This is a genomic window from Undibacterium sp. WLHG33, from assembly GCF_049544815.1.
In the GTDB taxonomy this organism is placed as follows: domain Bacteria; phylum Pseudomonadota; class Gammaproteobacteria; order Burkholderiales; family Burkholderiaceae_D; genus Undibacterium.
This window is the reverse complement of record NZ_CP186697.1, coordinates 1,354,759-1,372,559: the sequence shown is the minus strand read 5'-3', so window position 1 is coordinate 1,372,559 and position 17,801 is coordinate 1,354,759. Positions and strand designations below refer to the sequence as shown.

The window sequence follows — 17,801 nt, the reverse complement described above, 5'->3', positions numbered from 1 at the left end:
ACCCTTGATTAAGTCAGCAGCATCAGAACAGCTGCACGGATTGCCATGCACAATAAATATACACCCACCAGTATATTTTAAGACCTATATTTGACGCGGAGATACGGTCTGTTTATTGAAAAAATGGGGGGAGTATGCATCCAGAGCACCTACTTTGAGACTCTGCGAACAAAATACATACTCATTCAACGTCTGCGCAACATGACATGAAGTATCTCATCCGGGCGTCAGCACAAATTACTATCGAGCAAAGTCGATTAAAATGTTACCTGCCGTACCGGGCTTCATCTTCATTTGCGCCTGAAGCAGCTTCACTACGGAATCCGTTCGTGATCGCCTGAGCGCCAGAAACACCAGATCATTGACCGCCATGTACACAAGATTAACGCCGCTATTTGTGATGAAATGAATCTTCTCCGTTTGATACTCCGCAGCAGCTTACTGATTTACCTGATTCTGATTCCAGTCATCGCAAAAGCAACAGTTACCAAAGTCATCTACTCTGCCGGCGAAGTTCAGAACGAAACACGATTCAGTGACGTCATTGAAATTCTATGTACCGCACTGGAAAAAACCCGCTCACGATATGGCGATTATGAGTGCATTGCAGACACGCAGATCATGCCAAAAAAGCGTGTGTTACAAGAACTGGAAAAATCAGAACACAACATCAATGTCACATGGAACCCAACCTCGGCAGAGCTGGAACAACGCTTTTCAACGATACGCTTTCCTTTGCGCAAAGGCTTACTCGGCTATCGCGTTCTTCTGATCAACAAAGAAAATCAAGAGAAATTTAATCAGATAAAAACACCGGAAGATCTCAAAAAAGTGAGTCTTGGTCAGGGAGTCGACTGGAATGACAACGCGATCTATGAGAACTATGGCATCCGGGTTATTCAGGGAAAATACGCTCAGCTTTTCAAAATGCTGACAGCTAACCGGTTTGATGGATTCCCCCGCGGCGTTGGTGAAATCCTCAACGAATATGAAAAAAATAAAGACCGCAACCCGGAATTGACGATAGAAAAAAATCTGCTGATTTACTATCCGTTTCCTTACTATTTTTTCTTCAACAAACAAGATACGGCGCTACGTGACAGAATTGAAGCGGGTTTACGTATCATGCAAAAGGATGGCAGCTTCGACGCCATTTTCAATAAATACCATCAAGACGCGATCAATAAGCTGAATTTAAAAGGACGCAACGTAATACGTCTTAACAATCCCTTTTTACCTAAAGATACGCCTATCAACGACATGAAACTCTGGTACGTTCCGACCAGATAACATTTGCCGGACTTATCTATTTTATGAAATCTGGGGAGGGAAATATCGATCAATAAAAAAGGCGCTCAAAGCGCCTTTTTTATTTCTTGGTGTGAGTTTTTTTCACTTTTTTCAGGGACTCAGTATCCACAATCTCCAGCGTAAAATCCTGCCGGACATTGCCATCTGCAGATAACCAGATACCGCGCACGGTCTGTCCAGCCAGATCACCATCCCATTGCCCGGAAACGTCAGTCCCGTCCACCGACTCTTCCATACTCAGTCGGTCCGCGGTCACTTCCCCGGCAAGCAAAATTTTCTGACTTTGCTGCGCACCTGCGACAACGATATAACTGCCTTCAACACTATCGCGATCTTCGGTTTTCGGTTGCAATTGCATGCGTACCTGCTTAGCACCCAAGTACCCACGCAATTCTATGGCTCTGGCAAACACGGGATTTGACATCGCACCAGCAGTTTGCAGCTCCTGCGCCTGGACTATTCCTACATACAGGCAAGCAATCAGCGATAGTCCGACTGATAACGTCAACTTCATCAAACTGCCTCACCCCACAAATCATGTGCATCTGCGGCTGTGATCCTGACATCGACGAATTCCCCCACCTTTAGCTTGCGATGCGGCTCAAATGGGGGTTTGACATAAACAACACCGTCAATTTCCGGCGCATCCGCAGACGAGCGGCCAACGCCACCGCTACGATCAAGAGAATCGATCAATACGCGTACGGTTTTACCAATTTTCGCCTGCAAACGTTTTTTGGAAATGTCTTCCTGCAACTCCATCACGCGACGGCGACGATCTTCGCGAACATCATCAGGTAATTGATTTTCTAACTCATTCGCGGTCGCACCTTCTACCGGCGAATAAGCAAAACAACCAAGGCGATCGATTTCGGCTTCTTTCAGGAAATCCAGAAGGTATTCAAATTCTTCTTCCGTCTCACCGGGAAAACCTGCGATAAAGGTTGAGCGTATCGTGATTTCCGGACACATCTCGCGCCAGGCTTTGATACGTTCTATATTTTTTTCGCCACTGGCTGGGCGCTTCATCCGTTTCAGCACATCGGGGTGTGCGTGTTGCAGCGGCACATCCAGATAAGGTAAGACATGACCATTGTTCATGAATGGAATAATCTGATCCACGTGCGGATAAGGATAGACATAATGCAGACGCACCCAGGCATCGTATTGCTTCGCCAGCTCGCCAAGTGCCTCCACCAATTGCGTCATGTGTGTCTTGACTGGCTTACCGTTCCAGAAGCCGGTGCGGAACTTGACGTCCACGCCATAGGCACTGGTATCCTGCGAAATCACCAGCAACTCTTTCACGCCAGCTTTAAACAGGTTTTCCGCTTCCAGCATCACATCCGCGATTGGACGCGACACCAGATCGCCGCGCATAGAAGGAATAATGCAGAAACTGCAGCGATGATTACAACCTTCAGAAATCTTGAGGTAAGCAAAATGCTTAGGTGTCAGCTTCACACCCTGCGCCGGCACCAGATCAATGAAAGGCTCGTGCGGCTTGGGTAAATGCTTGTGTACTGCGTTCATGACCTCACCGAGTGCGTGTGGACCAGTCACTTCCAGCACTTTAGGATGAATAGACTGAATCATATCGTTACCGTCTGCATCCTTTTTCGCACCGAGGCAACCGGTGACGATCACCTTGCCATTTTCGGCCAGTGCTTCTCCAATGGCATCAAGCGACTCCTGAACCGCCGCATCAATAAATCCGCAGGTATTGACGATCACCAGATCTGCACCGTCATAAGACTTCGCAGTGTCATAACCCTCTGCACGAAGCTGGGTCAGGATTTGCTCAGAATCAACCAGCGCCTTCGGGCAACCGAGGGAGACAAATCCAACTTTTGGAGAGTTAGTGGCTTCAGAACGACGTATTTCAGTAATGGACATAGAGTGCGTAAATAACAAAAAGGGTACAAAAGCGAATCCGCCATTGTACCCTTTACCACCTTTTCTTGCCCAGTTTTGCTTGAAATTTCCTGCAAAATCAGGGGGTTAAGCCGCTCAAAGGAAAATGATTTCTTACTTTTTATTGACATCTTCCGGATTAAACGGAAAAACATTGAATATGTTTTTCGCCTGATTTTGCATCTGTTCCTGCATCTGAACGAACAGATTCTTACTTTGATCAATGTAATTGCCCATCATACCTTGCATCATCGGCCCCTGAACGTTCATGAATTGCGTCCACATTTCTGGGCTGAAAGGCTTGCCTTCGTAAATTCCTTTAGAGTTTTCAGCAAGCTTATTCTGAATATCAATGAATGCCTGCACGTTTTTCTCAAGATACGTCCCCATCATTCCCTGCATGGCATGACCGTAGTAACGAATAATCTGAGACAACACAACACTGGAAAACATCGGCGTGCCACCGGCCTCTTCCTCGAGGATGATCTGCAGCAAAATGCTACGCGTCAGATCTTCACCAGTTTTAGCGTCAACGACGGCAAAATCATCGTTTTCTAGTACGAACTGCTTCACATCCACCAGAGTAATATAACTACTTGTCTGCGTATCGTAGAGACGGCGATTCGGATATTTTTTAATCAGATGCTGTGTTGATTTTTTTGCGCTATTCATTGAAATCTCAATTGATAACTTACACGTCCGGCTTCATCGCGAAATCAGGTTTCGACAAAATAAAACCAGGACTCATTCAAACAAACGCATGCATTCAGATGTGACTGAATACAGCAATTTGATTGTCCCCTTTTTTTAGCTATTGTTGACGATATTATGTGCTGGCAAAAAAAATATGCCCACTAAAATCATTGCTTTAGTGAGCACATTCTACCGCATTGCAGTAAAAAAACAGCAGCAAACTTGTTTGAGTTAACAGCGGACAACAAACAAAAATAGCCGCCGGCACTGCATCAGCCCATGTGCAAACCACCGTTAATTGAGAAATCAGAGCCAGTTGCATATCCGCCCTCATCAGAGGCGATCCAGGCGACGATGGATGCGATTTCTTCAGGTTCCGCCAGACGTTTGACCGGAATACCGGATACGATCTTTTCCAGCACATCAGGACGGATCGCTTTCACCATATCGGTACCGACATAACCCGGCGAAACAGTATTGACCGTCACGCCTTTCGTCGCGACTTCCTGCGCCAGCGCCATCGTAAACCCATGAATACCGGCTTTCGCAGTGGAATAATTCGTCTGCCCAAACTGCCCTTTTTGACCATTGACTGAAGAGATATTAATGATCCGGCCCCAGCCACGATCCACCATACCTTCAATCACCTGCTTGGTGACATTAAACAAAGAGTTCAGGTTGGTATCGATCACGGCATCCCAGTCGGTCTTGCTCATTTTCCGGAACTGACCGTCACGGGTGATACCGGCGTTATTGACCAGAACATCAATTTCACCAATTTCAGCCTTCACTTTATCGAAAGCAGCTTTAGTCGATTCCCAGTCAGAAACATTACCCTCAGAGGCATGAATATCGAGCCCCTCGGCACGCATATCTGCCAGCCATTTTTCTTTACGTGAAGAGTTCGGACCACAACCTGCGATAACGGTATAGCCCTCTTTACACAAACGCCTGCAAATCGGCGTCCCAATTCCGCCCATACCGCCTGTGACATACGCAACACGTTTTGCCATACTTGTTCTCCTGTTTTAAATTTAGACTGCAGAAATTTCCACAATTACACTAATCCGCTCTCACTTTCACATAGCGTCCGGGCGCCGCTTCGATTTCCGGATATTCTCTGTTTCCTGGTTTTACAGGCGCCTTCACCATTTTTCCGCCATGGTTCGCCAGAAATTCTGCCCATACCGGCCACCAGCTCCCCTGATATTCAGTGGCACCAGACAACCAAGTGTCAGCGCTCTCCGCGATCTCCGGATTGAGCCAGTAGCTGCGCTTTTTCTTCGCAGGAGGATTAACAACGCCGGCAATATGGCCAGAGGCACCAAGCACAAACATGTTTCTTTCTCGGTGGTCTGGATTTAATAAACTGAGCGATGCATACGCCGCTTTCCAAGGCACAATATGATCCTCACGAGAGCCATAAACAAACACTGGAGCATCGATTGATGCTAAAGAGACCCGATTGCCCGCGACAGTCAGCGCATTGGCCAGTCGTAATTTATTTTCAAGATAAGTATTTCTCAGATACCAGCAAAACATTGGTCCCGGCAGGTTTGTGCTGTCCGCGTTCCAATACAAAAGATCAAACGGCGGTGGCGCCTCACCTTTCAGATAGTTCGACTGCACATAACTCCACACCAGATCGTTCGCGCGCAAGCTTGAAAAAGTACTGGCCAGATCACGGCCCGGCATAATGCCTTTCCGTCCGATACTTTGCTCACGCAGCGCTACCTGCATTTCATCTACAAATACGTCAAGCACACCGGTGTCTGAAAAGTCCAGCAAAGTCGTCAACAATGTCAGGCTGCTTGCAGGATGAATCCCCCGTGCTGCCAATACCGCTAGCGCCGTCGAAATAATCGTACCACCGACACAAAAACCGAAGGCATTTATTTGATCTTGTTTACTAATTGCTCGTACGACTTCAAAGGCCTTAATTGCGCCGTCCTCGATGTAATCATCCCATGTCACTTCGGACATGGATTCATCCGGGTTAGCCCAAGACACCAGAAATACCGTATTACCTTGTTCGACGGCATAGCGCACAAGCGAGTTCTCGGGCTGCAAATCCAGAATGTAATATTTATTAATACAAGGTGGGATCATCAGCAATGGTCGCTGATGAACTGTCTTCGTCAGAGGAGTATATTGAATCAACTGAAATAAACGGTTTTCAAAAACCACTTTACCTTCCGTTGTCGCCACATTTTTACCTACCTCAAATGCAGACTCATCGGTTTGCGAAATGCGCCCTTTTTGCATATCCGCAAGCATCTGACTGATACCTCTGGCCAGACTCTCGCCTTTGCTTTCGATCAGCCTGGACTGTGCCTCGGGGTTCGTGACCAGAAAATTCGCAGGCGACATCGCATCGATCATTTGCTGCACCGCAAAACTGATTTTTTGTTTGATTTTGTGCGGCGCTTCAACTGCCTCAGCAATTGCCATCAAAAAACGGGCATTCAGTAAATAACTCGCGGCGCTGTATGCATGCATCGCGTGGTTCTGCCAGTCCGTCGCGGAGAAACGTTTATCGTTTAATTCAGGTAATTTTGAAACAGCAAAATCTTGCCATAAATGCCCGAATTCCTGCATATATTCGCTCTGCAGGCGTGTCAGAACGGCAGGGTCTATCTTTCCGCCGATATCTTTTAATACATCTGCCACCGGCATTTCAGCCATAGCCTTTACGGGCCGGGCCCACTCCTGCCATGATGCCTGACTTCCCAACTGTGACATCCATTCGGAGTACATAGCTTGAGGATCGAAAGTCTTCATGCGAGTCTCCTGATTTTCGCGTATCGTTTCAAGTTAATTATTGAATGTCCTGCCGTCCAGTATTTCATTTACTTGCCGGACAGCCTGAATGCAGAAAGAAATTGTATGTACATTGTCGCAATCGCCTGGATCTATGTTGTGTTGCTGATGGCTATGACAGAACCCTCATTTATCGCGGGATGCATGACTTTTATCATGTACTGTGTTTTTCCTTTATCTATTGTTTTATACCTGATGCGCGCCCCCCAACGCAAGCATAAGCATTCAGAAAATCAAGCTGCACCGCAGCAATCAAACCATGGTGAACAGCAGCCAGATATATAAGCCAACGGTTTATGCATTGGTGGGATCAAGCCAAATCAGACTCATCATTCGTCCTGTCGCACCATCGCGCCGATATGAATAAAAGTTTTCCTCATCGGTGAAGGTGCAATAGTTGCCACCGAAAATATCATGGACGCCTTCAAGCGACAAAATTTCTCTCGCCAGCTGATAGATATCCGCAAAATATTTTTCCTGCCCACCAGAAGGTGTACTTCTACGAAAGCAGTGTACAAAATTTCCACCAGTAGATGCAAAAACATCAACAACATCTTGACCAACCTCAAAGGCGTCCGGACCAATCGCCGCCCCCATCCATGCAAAAATACGCTGGGCTCCCCGGAGGCGCATTTGGGCAACGGTATTCTGTAGCACCCCACTCGCCAATCCACGCCAACCTGCATGCGCAGCAGCCACAACGATCCCGTTTTCGTCACAAAACAGAACAGGCAAACAATCTGCAGTAAGAACAGCACACACTTTTCCGGCGACGGAACTGATAACTGCATCTGCCTCCGCTCCGCACTCCAGGACCGCAGCATCTACGACGATATTACCGTGAACTTGTGATGGCAATATGACATCGGATGGCAGGTGTGCATTTATTTTTGCGCGATTTTCAAGTACCGCCGCAGGGTGATCCTGAACATGTAGCCCGAGGTTCATCCCGCATACTCCGAGAGTGTTTCCGTATACCCCGGAACTCACGCCACCGCTGCGTAAAGTCGAAAATGCTTTTACCGACAATGGAACACCGTACCAGTCAGGCTGAATTACCGGAAACGGTAAGGTATTGTGAGGCTTACGATTCATGGCAAGGAAATTCCAGCCTCGTTCAGCAATTGAAGAAAATCATCGGCAACAGCCACTTCCCACTCGACGTGCTCCCCTGACTGCGGATGAATGAAACCCAGTTTTCTCGCTTGCAGAGCTTGTCGAGGGAAAAACCGTGCCAGATGCTGTTTGCCATACAAAGGATCTCCAACCAGAGGAAATCCCAAGGAGTGCATATGTACACGGATTTGATGGGTACGACCGGTTTCCAGCTGGCATGCGATCAGGCTGACGGGAAATTTTTCCAACATTCCGGTTGCGACACGCTGAAAATGCGTGACCGCAGGTTTGGCTGAAATACTTCGGGAAACAGCCATCTTGATACGATCACGTGGATGCCTTGCCATCGGTGCATCAACGGTACCGGAAACGTTAGGCGTTCCCCATACCAACGCAAAGTATTCGCGCTTCACGCTGCGGTCCTGCAGTTGACGCACCAGATCCGTGTGAGCGATGAGCGTTTTGGCAACGACCATTAATCCCGACGTGTCTTTATCCAGTCGATGAACAATGCCGGCCCGTGGCACACCTGCCAATTCAGGCCAGCGGAACAACAGGCCGTTCAATAAAGTTCCCGACCAATTACCCGCAGCCGGATGCACTACAAGTCCGGCAGGTTTATTCACAACGATGACGGACTCATCCTCATAGACAATATCGAGAGGGATGTCTTCGGGTGAAAAAGCGCCGTCATCGGGAGCTGCCTGCGGTTCTATAATAATTTTTTCATCACCAAGCATCGTCATTTTGGCGCGCCCCGGCTTGCCGTCAACGGTAACAAAACCGTCTTCTATCCATTGCTGTATCCGGCTACGAGAATATTCAGGAACCAGTTTTGATATGGTCTTATCCAGCCTCTCGCCGCATGCAGCTGAAGTTAGCTTTAATTCTATATTTTCTGCTGCTGACGAGAAGTCCTCATCTATTTCTGCGCTGTCAACGGCCATATCAAAATCGGCGTCAACATCAGAATCTGACAAAATCACTGTTGTAGTTGGTTTCACATTTTTTGTCATCGGCTATAATCCGTAAATTGTTTTTATGCTCAAGCACATATCTATGCACATTAAATCTTTAAAATTGCTGGTTCTGGCGATGGCCGCGTCGTTGACTTTAAGCGGCTGCGGGGCTTTTGGTGACAAGGGCGACGAGACCAGAACATGGTCCGCATCAAAATTATACGCTGAAGCAAAAGATGAAATGGCGAATGGCGGATATGAAAAAGCAATTCAGTACTTCGAAAAACTGGAATCGCGCTTCCCCTTCGGTACCTACGCCCAGCAGGCACAGATGGAAACCGCTTATGCTTACTATAAACAAGGCGATCAGGTTCAGGCTCTGGCTGCGGTAGAGAGATTCATTAAGTTGCATCCGAATCACAGTCATGTCGATTATATGTATTACCTGCGCGGTCTGATTAATTTTAATGATCAACTGGGCTTCCTCAATTTCCTGGCAAACCAGGACATTACTGAACGTGATCCAAAAGCTTCGCGCGATTCTTTTGACGCATTCAAACAATTGGTCACACAATTTCCTGACAGCCAATACACGCCGGACGCCATCTCACGCATGAAATACTTGGTGAATGCTTTGGCACAGTACGATGTGCACGTTGCACGCTACTATGTCCGCCGCGGAGCTTATCTGGCAGCAGCCAACCGTGCTCAGGCAGCCATCACCGAGTATCCTGATGCTCCGGCAATTGAAGAGGCAATGTTTTTACTGGTGAAATCTTATGATGCGATGGGAATGACTGCATTACGCGACGATGCAAACCGAGTATTCATGAAAAATTTCCCTAATAGCACTTACCTGTCAGGCAAAGCAAAAAACAAACCGGCATGGTGGAAATTCTGGTCCTGAAATAGAGAAGCTTAAAATAAAAAAAGCCGGTCAGAGATCGGCTTTTTTATTTTTGCTATCCCCTGCTACGTCAGCTCCTCTGTTTTGCGTCTGAATACCCAGCGCCCTTTTTCTGAAGACTCCTCGTCGTATGCATAACCTTCTGTATTAAAACTCTTCAATGACTCCGGATCAGATATTGCATTTTCAGCGCAATAACGTGCCATCAATCCGCGCGCGCGCTTAGCGTAAAAAGAAATGATTTTGTAGCGACCGTTTTTCCAGTCCTGAAAAACAGGATTGATAATATCCGCATTCAGTATGGCAGGTTTCACAACCTTAAAATACTCGTCCGATGCCAGATTAACTAATACGTTCGTATTTACAGACACTAATTGCGTGTTCAATATTTCAGTAACTTTTTGCCCCCAGAATTGATACAGATTTTTACCATGCGGAGTTATTAAAGACGTTCCCATCTCCAAGCGGTATGCCTGTAACTGATCCATAGGTCGCAGTACCCCATACAAACCAGATAAAATCCGCACATGCCTCTGCAGATAAGACAAATGATGTTTCTTAAGGCTGCCCGCATTCAATCCTTCGTATACATCTCCATTGAATGCAAAAACTGCTGGCCTGACCAAGTCAGCACCTGGAGTTTTAGTCCATGACCGGAAACGATCCACATTTAAACGTGCCAGGGCTGGTGAAATTTCCATCAGTTTAATCAAATCCAGTTCGGATAAACCTCTCGCGATGGAAACCAATTCTTCCGCTTCGTCCAGAAGCTCAGGTATTGTGGAAATATTTGTGGGAACCGGGGTCTGAAAATCAAGACTTTTTGCTGGTGATAATACAATAAGCATAAAAATTTACGAGAATAAACACAATGACCGCAATCATACCCAAGCACATCATCATTGACACCAACGTATGCCTGGATTTATTCGTTTTCAATGATCAGCGCTGGTTGAACATTCTTGGCGGACTCAAAAATGGACATTTAAAAGCTGTCACCCGCGCAGACTGTCGTGAGGAATGGCTGGCAGTACTGAAGTATCCGCATTTACCCGTGAATCAGGACAACCTGGCAGATATTTGCCGGCAATTCGATCTCTTCATTGAGTGTGTCGCGCCCCCGTTAAAAGCAGATATACGATTGCCGGTGTGCAGCGATAAAGATGATCAGAAATTTCTTGAAATCGCACGGGATAGTTCAGCCGCCACACTCATCACTAAAGATAAGGCACTGCTCAAGTTGGCCAGAAAAATACGCAAAGCCGGACTTTTTTCAATAGAAACGCCTGAGCAGTTTTTAGTCACATGGGCCGGTGAAAACAGCAAAACCAACGACAATCAAGCAAAACAATGATAAATTTTATTCCCGTAGATCATTCTTAGATAAAGTCCTGCTACTATGTTGTGGAGACTAAAAATGCAATTTACAGGCAGAAATAAAGATTGCTGAAAATAGGATTGCACAATTAAACAAATAAACACATAACGCATTTTTGAGTAATCGAAAAACACTCATTCTTGCCTAAGATTAACGATAACCCATGATATTTGTGGAAAATTGCACAAAAGTCACAGCGATTATGGAGAGTGAAGAATTATGACCGATTCAGCAGATGATCTTGACGCATTGTTTGAAGAAATGGCAAGCCAGCGCCAGGAAGCGGAAGCGTCCAACGCATCAGGGACAGAAACAGCTTCAGTTACGACAAGCAATACGTTAATGCAGGTTGGCGAGCAGCCGCCGAAACTGAATCCACGCAACACAGACATCGAATCTACTAAGCCAATATTTGATCGTTTAGGTAATGTAGTCCGCATGTTGCATGATTCTATGCGACAGCTCGGCTATGATCGCTCACTCTCCGATGTCGCGATTCAGGTAGCAGATGCGCAGGACAGGCTGCAATATGTCGCAACGCTGACTGAACAAGCGGCAAATAAAGTCCTCAATGCGACAGACCTCGGAATGCCGGAGCAGGACGAGCTTGCAAAAAAAGCGAAAAACATGGACGTACGCTGGACTGATCTGTTTGAAGGGAAGCTCAGCGTAGAAGAATTTAAAACACTGGCCTCGGACTCTAAAGCGTTTGCCAATGCAGTTCTGACTGCGACGGATGCAGAGAAAGCTCGCCTTCTCGATATCATGATGGCACAAGATTTTCAGGATCTGACCGGTCAGTTGATCAAGAAAGTCGTTGCGATTAATAAGGCAGTAGAGCATGAATTAGCTCAGATACTTCTTGATAATGCACCGACGGAACTGAAAGAGAAAGCAGTCGAATTAATGGAAGGGCCATCCGTACCGAACGCAGCACTGGAACAGGATGACGTAGATAATCTTCTTGATAGCCTGGGTTTCTGATGGATGATATGCTCAAAGAATTTGTCGTAGAGGCTCTTGATCTCGCGACAAACGTGGAAGAACACCTGCTGTCTCTGGAGCGTAATCCGGACGACATGAACACGCTGAATGCTGTCTTCAGATCATTCCACACGATCAAAGGTGGCGCAGGCTTTATGAATCTGACCGCCATGGTTTCCGCATGTCATTTAACGGAAAACCTGTTTGACGCGTTAAGAACCGGACAAGTCGCTGTGACTCCGGAAGCGATCGAGGCAGCGCTAGAGGCCAGCGGTTTTGTCGCCGATCAGCTTACAGCACTGAATAACGGCGTCCCGCCTGAGCAACTGTCGACCATGCCAAAGGCACTGGAAGCGATGCTGACAGATGCGATTGAAAGCAAAGGTATCAGTAAAAAAGCCGCAGCGCCCGCATCTCATGCAGTAGCCACACCAGAATCAGTGGTTACCGGAGCAGTTCCGCCATCAGATAATAATACCGATGGAATCAACTGGGAAGCATATTACAGAGCGGTAACTCCTGAAGGCACATTACCAGAGTCAGCGCCGGCTGTCGCGGCCACTGCTCAGAAAGCGCCATCAGCAAAAGAAGAACATGAAGCAGTTAAATCTTCTCTGTCGAGTGCAGATGTCAGACATAATGCTCCGGCGAAAGAGGAAAGCATACGGATCGACGCCGTAAAGCTGAACGTACTGCTGGAGGTTGCCGGCGAATCAGTACAGGCAGCAAACCAGGCTGCGGTATTACTGGAAAAATTATCGCAATTTAAATTTGACGGTCAGGCCGCGCCTTTGATGGCAGCGCTGACTGAGACGCTCACCCGCGCCTCCCGCTACTCAACGGAGTTGCAACGAGCAACGTTGGCGACCCGAATGCAACCAGTCGGACGCCTGTTTCAGAAGTTCCCTCGTTTGGTGCGCGAACTGGCAAGAGACCTTGGCAAAGAGGTGGATTTAAATATCGAGGGAGCGGAAACAGAAGTGGACCGCGTCGTTGTTGACAGTCTTTACGATCCGCTGGTACACATGTTGCGCAACGCGCTCGATCACGGCATCGAAACTGCAGAAGAACGTCTGGCAAGCAACAAAACAGCCAGGTCCACCATTTCACTGAAAGCATGGCAAGAAGCCAGCAGCGTCATGATTGAAGTATCCGATGACGGCAAAGGTATGGATGCGCAACGATTGCGGGAAAAAGCAATTTCTAAAGGCCTGATCAGCGCACATGATGCGCGGACTGATGATGAGGCTTTCCAGCTGGTATTTTTGCCTGGCTTTTCTACCAAAGAAGTCGCGTCCAGCGTATCGGGACGTGGCGTGGGTATGGATGTCGTTAAAACAGCAGTAGAACGTCATCGCGGTGCGATCCGCATTTCATCTGAGTTGGGCAAAGGTACAACGTTTTTAATCCGCTTGCCAATTGAACTTTCCATCGTTCCGACGATGCTCGTACGTACCGATGGAGCTTCACTGGCACTTCCTATGGCTACTGTGCAACGTGTAGTGGAATTACCCGAGACATTTGAAAGTGTCGGCGGTCAGCCTGTACTTCGCGACCTTGGCCGGCCGTTGCCGGTGAAATCCTTAGGTAAAGTGCTCGGTTATACGCCTTCGTCTGAACGGGTCGGCATTGTTATCGCTGCGCCAAATCCTTATATTTTATCGGTAGATTCGGTAGATGGAACCGCAGATCTGGTGATCAAACCCCTGACCTGCATCAGCACCCCTGGTATTACCGGTACCGCCCGCTCCGCTGAAGGTGAACTCGTTCTGGTCACCAGCCTATCTTTCCTGATTGACGGCTGTAAAGTACGCGAGATGATGACAGCTTAATCTTGTCATACTATCACTCAACTAGGGTTTCATTCTGACCAGAATGAAACCCTTATATTTTTCACGTCGCTTAGTAAGTTCAGCAACTCTCCCTACATTGCCACGGGACAAAAAACAGAATTTCCCGTACTCTGTCAGAATAACGGCATTCATATTCATTCTTTTGCGTAATGCCTCCATCATCATTAGTACAGCAAGTAACTGATCTGGATAATTTTTTGCAGCCCAGCATGTTCTCAAGCCTGCCGGCGAATTTCTTTACCCATCTGCAACCAACTCCATTGCCGCAACCTTACATCATCGCTGTAAGCAGAGCCGCTGCAAAACAATTCAATCTGGCTCCGGAATCCCTGCGTGCGCCAGGATCCGTCGAAGCACTCACAGGCAACACTGATATTCGTGGTGCCAATCCCCTTGCCAGTGTTTATTCCGGTCATCAGTTTGGCGCATGGGCCGGGCAACTCGGTGATGGCCGCGCGATTCTTTTAGGCGACGCGATAGACAAACACCAGCAACGGTTTGAAGTGCAGCTAAAAGGCGCCGGCCCAACTCCCTACTCCCGCTCCGGCGACGGACGTGCCGTGCTACGATCCTCGATTCGTGAACTACTGTGCTCCGAAGCGATGTATGCACTGGGAATACCAACATCCAGAGCGTTGGCAATCACTGGCTCCGATCAGGGTGTGATGCGAGAAACGGCAGAAACCAGCGCCGTTGTTACCCGACTCGCTCCCAGCTTTATCCGTTTTGGATCATTTGAGCACTGGTACTATAACAACCGCCCTGACGAATTAAAAATTCTGGCGGATTTTGTGATCAGGCATCACTATCCTGAAGCGCTGAAACAACCTAATCCCTATCAGGCATTCCTCAGTACAGTAACAAAAAAAACAGCTGAATTAATCGCCTGCTGGCAGTCAGTCGGATTCATGCACGGGGTTATGAACACGGACAACATGTCCATTCTGGGCTTAACGCTGGACTATGGTCCGTTTGGATTTATGGAAAAGTATGATGAAAGGCACATTTGCAATCATACAGATCAACAAGGCCGATACTCCTACCGTATGCAACCTACAATCGGACACTGGAATACACATGCGCTCGGCCAGGCATTACTTCCACTGATAGGCAGTGTAGAAGATACGCAACTGGCACTGGATTGTTACTCGTCCTCCTTTTCAAATAAATGGGAAGCATTGCTACGTAAAAAACTCGGATTATTGACCATACAAAAAGACGATAAGGAACTGACTGATCAGCTATTCAATATCATGCAGGAAAACCATGCTGATTTCACACACACCTTCAGATACCTGAGCCACCTCGAAAATCACGCCAGCTCAAAAGACGACGATTTCGTCAGCTTATTCAGCAATACTAAAGCCGCGCTTGATTGGCTGGAACTTTACCGGGTACGGCTGGTCTCTGAAGGCAGTCAAGCAGAAGAAAGACACCGTCGTATGCAAGCAAGCAATCCCAAATATGTTCTGCGAAACTATCTTGCACAAATTGCGATTGAAAAAGCACAGAATAAAGATTTCAGTGAAGTCCAGAAACTGTTGGCAATTCTCGAACACCCTTTTGATGAACAACCAGAGCATCATCAATACGCAGATGAACCACCAACTTGGGCGCAACATCTCGAAATCAGTTGTTCATCGTAGTCGAAAGAAAATATGAATAAAATACATAAGACCGATGCCGAATGGCGTGCTCAGCTTGATCCTGTTGAATATCAGGTCACCCGTCACGCCGCTACAGAAAGAGCATTTACCGGAAAATACTGGGATCATCACGATATCGGTATTTATACTTGCGTATGCTGCAACACGCCGTTGTTTGCATCTGATGCAAAATTTGATTCTGGCTGTGGATGGCCAAGCTATTTTCGCGCACTGAATCCAGCAAATGTACTGGAAAAACTGGACACATCTCATGGCATGACTCGCACCGAAATTGTGTGTAATATCTGCGACGCCCATCTAGGGCACGTCTTCCCAGACGGCCCGCCGCCGACAGGATTGCGTTATTGCATCAATTCAGCATCCTTGAAATTTGAACCTTTGCCAGAGTAATTTTTAATGAAATTTTTATTTGATGTATTTCCCGTTATTCTGTTTTTTGTGACATTCAAATGGGGGGAAAACCACCCTGAAGCTGCCCAGGCATATGTGAATGAATTTCTGTCTGGACTTGTATCCGGTGGTGGTAACTATCAGGAAATTGCACCTATTCTGCTTGCGACCGCAGTGACGCTGGTAGCATCAGCATGCCAGATCGCCTATCTGCTTTTAAGCAGAAAAAAAGTGGATGCCATGCTGTGGATCTCATTCATCATCATCATGGTATTCGGTAGTGCAACCATTTACTTTCACAGCGAGGCATTCATTAAATGGAAACCAACTGTTCTCTACTGGTGTTATGCCTCAGCATTTCTGCTGGCACAGTTTGGCTTTAAGAAAAATCTGATCCGTACTGCAATGGAATCTCAGGTGAAGCTCCCTGAACATATCTGGTCTCGCCTCAGTATTGCGTGGATCTGCTTTTTTCTAGTAATGGGAATCGCGAATCTGCTGGTAGCCTACAATTTCACGACCTCAGCCTGGGCAAATTTCAAGCTGATATCCATGATAGGAATCATGCCGGCATTCGTTATTATTCAAAGCTTATTTTTAACAAAATACATGGAAGAAACTGAGTCATGACCCGTTTTGAAAAATTACACATACGTCTGACAGAAAATTTGCATCCTGTACTGTGTGAACTTCAGGATGACTCCCATGCACATGCAGGGCATGCGGGTGCCGCCTCAGGGGGAAGTCATTACAGTTTGAAAATAATTTGTCCTCAATTTGAAGGCTTAAATCGCATTTCCCGCCATCGTCTGGTGTATGATGCCATTGGCGATATGATGCACACGGAAATTCATGCACTGGCGATCAGTGCACTTGCTCCGTCAGAGATACCGACCTAACCTAAGCAGTTTACTTATAATCCGTTTTTTATTTTGTTATTTTAGGAACAGACAATGACTTTTAAACCTGCTCATTTGCTGGTAGTACTTCTTGCCGCAGCAGTGCCTGCAATGGCTCAAAATCTCGCTGTAGTTAATGGCAAAGCAATTCCCTCTTCTCGCGTAGATGCCATGGTCAAACAACTGGCGTCACAAGGTCAGCAGGACAGCCCGCAGTTGCGCGCAATGGTGAAGCAAGAGCTGATCAATCGTGAAGTACTGATGCAGGAAGCGGAAAAATCCGGCCTCGCATCGAATGCTGAAGTAAAAAATCAATTAGAAATCGCACGTCAATCCTTGCTGATCCGTGCACTGATGATTGATTATGTAAAGAAAAATCCAGTTTCCGACGCCGAAGTACAAGCTGAATATGATAAAGCGAAAGCACAGGCCGGCGACAAGGAATACCACGCCTACCATATCCTGGTAGAAAAAGAAGATGAAGCTAAAGCGATCATCTTGAAGTTAAAAGCCGGCGCTAAATTCGAAGAATTAGCTAAGCAATCAAAAGATACAGGCTCTGCAGCAAAAGGTGGTGATCTGGATTGGGCGACACCGGCGACATTTGTTCCAGCATTCTCCCAGGCAATGACTGCCCTGCAAAAAGGACAGTTTACTGAGACACCGGTGAAAACTGAGTTTGGCTACCACATCATCAAATTGGATGATATCCGTACCGCAAAATTCCCGACACTGGAAGAAGTCAAACCACAAATCATTGATGGTCTGCAGCAACAAAAAGTACAAGCTTATCAGCAAGCATTAGTAAAAAAAGCAAAAATCCAATAATCGCAGTCAGATTAAGTCAAAAAAGAGGCGCATTCAGCGCCTCTTTTTATTTGTGATGCAAACAAATTCCCTTGCCAAGCAG

The 17,801-nt window shown here is 46.9% G+C and carries 19 protein-coding genes; 11 read left to right on the top strand and 8 right to left on the bottom strand.

Annotated features, from left to right (window positions below):
- Positions 1–405 precede the first annotated feature (405 nt).
- Complete coding sequence (locus ACOTSW_RS06220; protein ID WP_423681660.1) at positions 406–1,290, top strand: amino acid ABC transporter substrate-binding protein; 885 nt, start codon at positions 406–408, stop codon at positions 1,288–1,290.
- A gap of 79 nt (positions 1,291–1,369) precedes the next feature.
- On the opposite strand, the gene ACOTSW_RS06215 is transcribed toward ACOTSW_RS06220, so the two are convergent.
- From ACOTSW_RS06215 to phaC, 5 genes are all read right to left on the bottom strand, one after another.
- Entirely contained in the window at positions 1,370–1,825 is a 456-nt protein-coding gene (locus ACOTSW_RS06215) for a hypothetical protein (protein ID WP_423681658.1), read from the bottom strand.
- Positions 1,825–3,207, bottom strand: coding sequence for a 30S ribosomal protein S12 methylthiotransferase RimO (rimO, locus tag ACOTSW_RS06210; RefSeq protein ID WP_423681657.1), 1,383 nt, complete (start codon positions 3,205–3,207; stop codon positions 1,825–1,827). The genes ACOTSW_RS06215 and rimO overlap by 1 nt, the downstream gene beginning before the upstream one ends.
- A gap of 132 nt (positions 3,208–3,339) precedes the next feature.
- Positions 3,340–3,897 (bottom strand): polyhydroxyalkanoate synthesis repressor PhaR, encoded by a 558-nt coding sequence (phaR, locus tag ACOTSW_RS06205; RefSeq protein ID WP_423681656.1) that lies wholly within the window; start codon positions 3,895–3,897, stop codon positions 3,340–3,342.
- Between the two features lie 293 nt (positions 3,898–4,190).
- Complete coding sequence (locus ACOTSW_RS06200) at positions 4,191–4,931, bottom strand: 3-ketoacyl-ACP reductase (protein ID WP_423681655.1); 741 nt, start codon at positions 4,929–4,931, stop codon at positions 4,191–4,193.
- Positions 4,932–4,980: 49 nt separating this feature from the next.
- The gene (gene phaC / locus ACOTSW_RS06195) at positions 4,981–6,699 is read right to left on the bottom strand and encodes a class I poly(R)-hydroxyalkanoic acid synthase (protein ID WP_423681654.1); all 1,719 of its coding nucleotides are present in this window, start codon (positions 6,697–6,699) and stop codon (positions 4,981–4,983) included.
- A gap of 105 nt (positions 6,700–6,804) precedes the next feature.
- Between phaC and ACOTSW_RS06190 the strand changes: the two genes are divergently transcribed.
- The gene (locus ACOTSW_RS06190; RefSeq protein ID WP_423681653.1) at positions 6,805–7,023 is read left to right on the top strand and encodes a hypothetical protein; all 219 of its coding nucleotides are present in this window, start codon (positions 6,805–6,807) and stop codon (positions 7,021–7,023) included.
- A 9-nt stretch (positions 7,024–7,032) separates the two neighbouring features.
- Here ACOTSW_RS06190 and pgeF read toward each other — a convergent pair whose 3' ends face one another.
- Together pgeF and ACOTSW_RS06180 are read right to left on the bottom strand one after the other, a co-directional pair.
- The gene (gene pgeF, locus ACOTSW_RS06185; RefSeq protein WP_423681652.1) at positions 7,033–7,833 is read right to left on the bottom strand and encodes a peptidoglycan editing factor PgeF; all 801 of its coding nucleotides are present in this window, start codon (positions 7,831–7,833) and stop codon (positions 7,033–7,035) included.
- The gene (locus ACOTSW_RS06180) at positions 7,830–8,870 is read right to left on the bottom strand and encodes an RluA family pseudouridine synthase (RefSeq protein ID WP_423681651.1); all 1,041 of its coding nucleotides are present in this window, start codon (positions 8,868–8,870) and stop codon (positions 7,830–7,832) included. Before ACOTSW_RS06180 ends, pgeF begins: the two co-directional genes overlap by 4 nt.
- Positions 8,871–8,913: 43 nt before the next feature.
- Between ACOTSW_RS06180 and ACOTSW_RS06175 the strand changes: the two genes are divergently transcribed.
- A complete protein-coding gene (locus ACOTSW_RS06175) occupies positions 8,914–9,720 on the top strand; it encodes an outer membrane protein assembly factor BamD (protein WP_423681650.1) in 807 nt (268 codons plus the stop codon).
- 65 nt (positions 9,721–9,785) lie between these two features.
- On the opposite strand, the gene yaaA is transcribed toward ACOTSW_RS06175, so the two are convergent.
- The gene (gene yaaA, locus ACOTSW_RS06170; RefSeq protein WP_423681649.1) at positions 9,786–10,568 is read right to left on the bottom strand and encodes a peroxide stress protein YaaA; all 783 of its coding nucleotides are present in this window, start codon (positions 10,566–10,568) and stop codon (positions 9,786–9,788) included.
- A 23-nt stretch (positions 10,569–10,591) separates the two neighbouring features.
- On the opposite strand from yaaA, the gene ACOTSW_RS06165 reads away from it, so the two are divergent.
- The 8 genes from ACOTSW_RS06165 (at position 10,592) to ACOTSW_RS06130 (ending at position 17,719) form a co-directional block, all read left to right on the top strand.
- On the top strand, positions 10,592–11,074 hold the full coding sequence (locus ACOTSW_RS06165) for a putative toxin-antitoxin system toxin component, PIN family (RefSeq protein WP_423681648.1): 483 nt from the start codon (positions 10,592–10,594) through the stop codon (positions 11,072–11,074).
- Between the two features lie 243 nt (positions 11,075–11,317).
- A complete protein-coding gene (locus tag ACOTSW_RS06160) occupies positions 11,318–12,082 on the top strand; it encodes a protein phosphatase CheZ (RefSeq protein ID WP_423681647.1) in 765 nt (254 codons plus the stop codon).
- Positions 12,082–13,914: a chemotaxis protein CheA gene (locus tag ACOTSW_RS06155; RefSeq protein WP_423681646.1), complete on the top strand. Its 1,833-nt coding sequence runs from the start codon at positions 12,082–12,084 to the stop codon at positions 13,912–13,914. The genes ACOTSW_RS06160 and ACOTSW_RS06155 overlap by 1 nt, the downstream gene beginning before the upstream one ends.
- 230 nt (positions 13,915–14,144) lie before the next feature.
- The gene (locus ACOTSW_RS06150; RefSeq protein WP_423681645.1) at positions 14,145–15,581 is read left to right on the top strand and encodes a protein adenylyltransferase SelO; all 1,437 of its coding nucleotides are present in this window, start codon (positions 14,145–14,147) and stop codon (positions 15,579–15,581) included.
- 12 nt (positions 15,582–15,593) lie between these two features.
- Entirely contained in the window at positions 15,594–15,992 is a 399-nt protein-coding gene (msrB, locus tag ACOTSW_RS06145) for a peptide-methionine (R)-S-oxide reductase MsrB (RefSeq protein WP_423681644.1), read from the top strand.
- Between the two features lie 6 nt (positions 15,993–15,998).
- Complete coding sequence (locus tag ACOTSW_RS06140; protein ID WP_423681643.1) at positions 15,999–16,622, top strand: septation protein A; 624 nt, start codon at positions 15,999–16,001, stop codon at positions 16,620–16,622.
- Positions 16,619–16,891 (top strand): BolA family protein, encoded by a 273-nt coding sequence (locus ACOTSW_RS06135; protein WP_186885535.1) that lies wholly within the window; start codon positions 16,619–16,621, stop codon positions 16,889–16,891. The genes ACOTSW_RS06140 and ACOTSW_RS06135 overlap by 4 nt, the downstream gene beginning before the upstream one ends.
- 54 nt (positions 16,892–16,945) lie before the next feature.
- Positions 16,946–17,719, top strand: coding sequence for a peptidyl-prolyl cis-trans isomerase (locus ACOTSW_RS06130; RefSeq protein ID WP_423681642.1), 774 nt, complete (start codon positions 16,946–16,948; stop codon positions 17,717–17,719).
- Positions 17,720–17,801 lie beyond the last annotated feature (82 nt).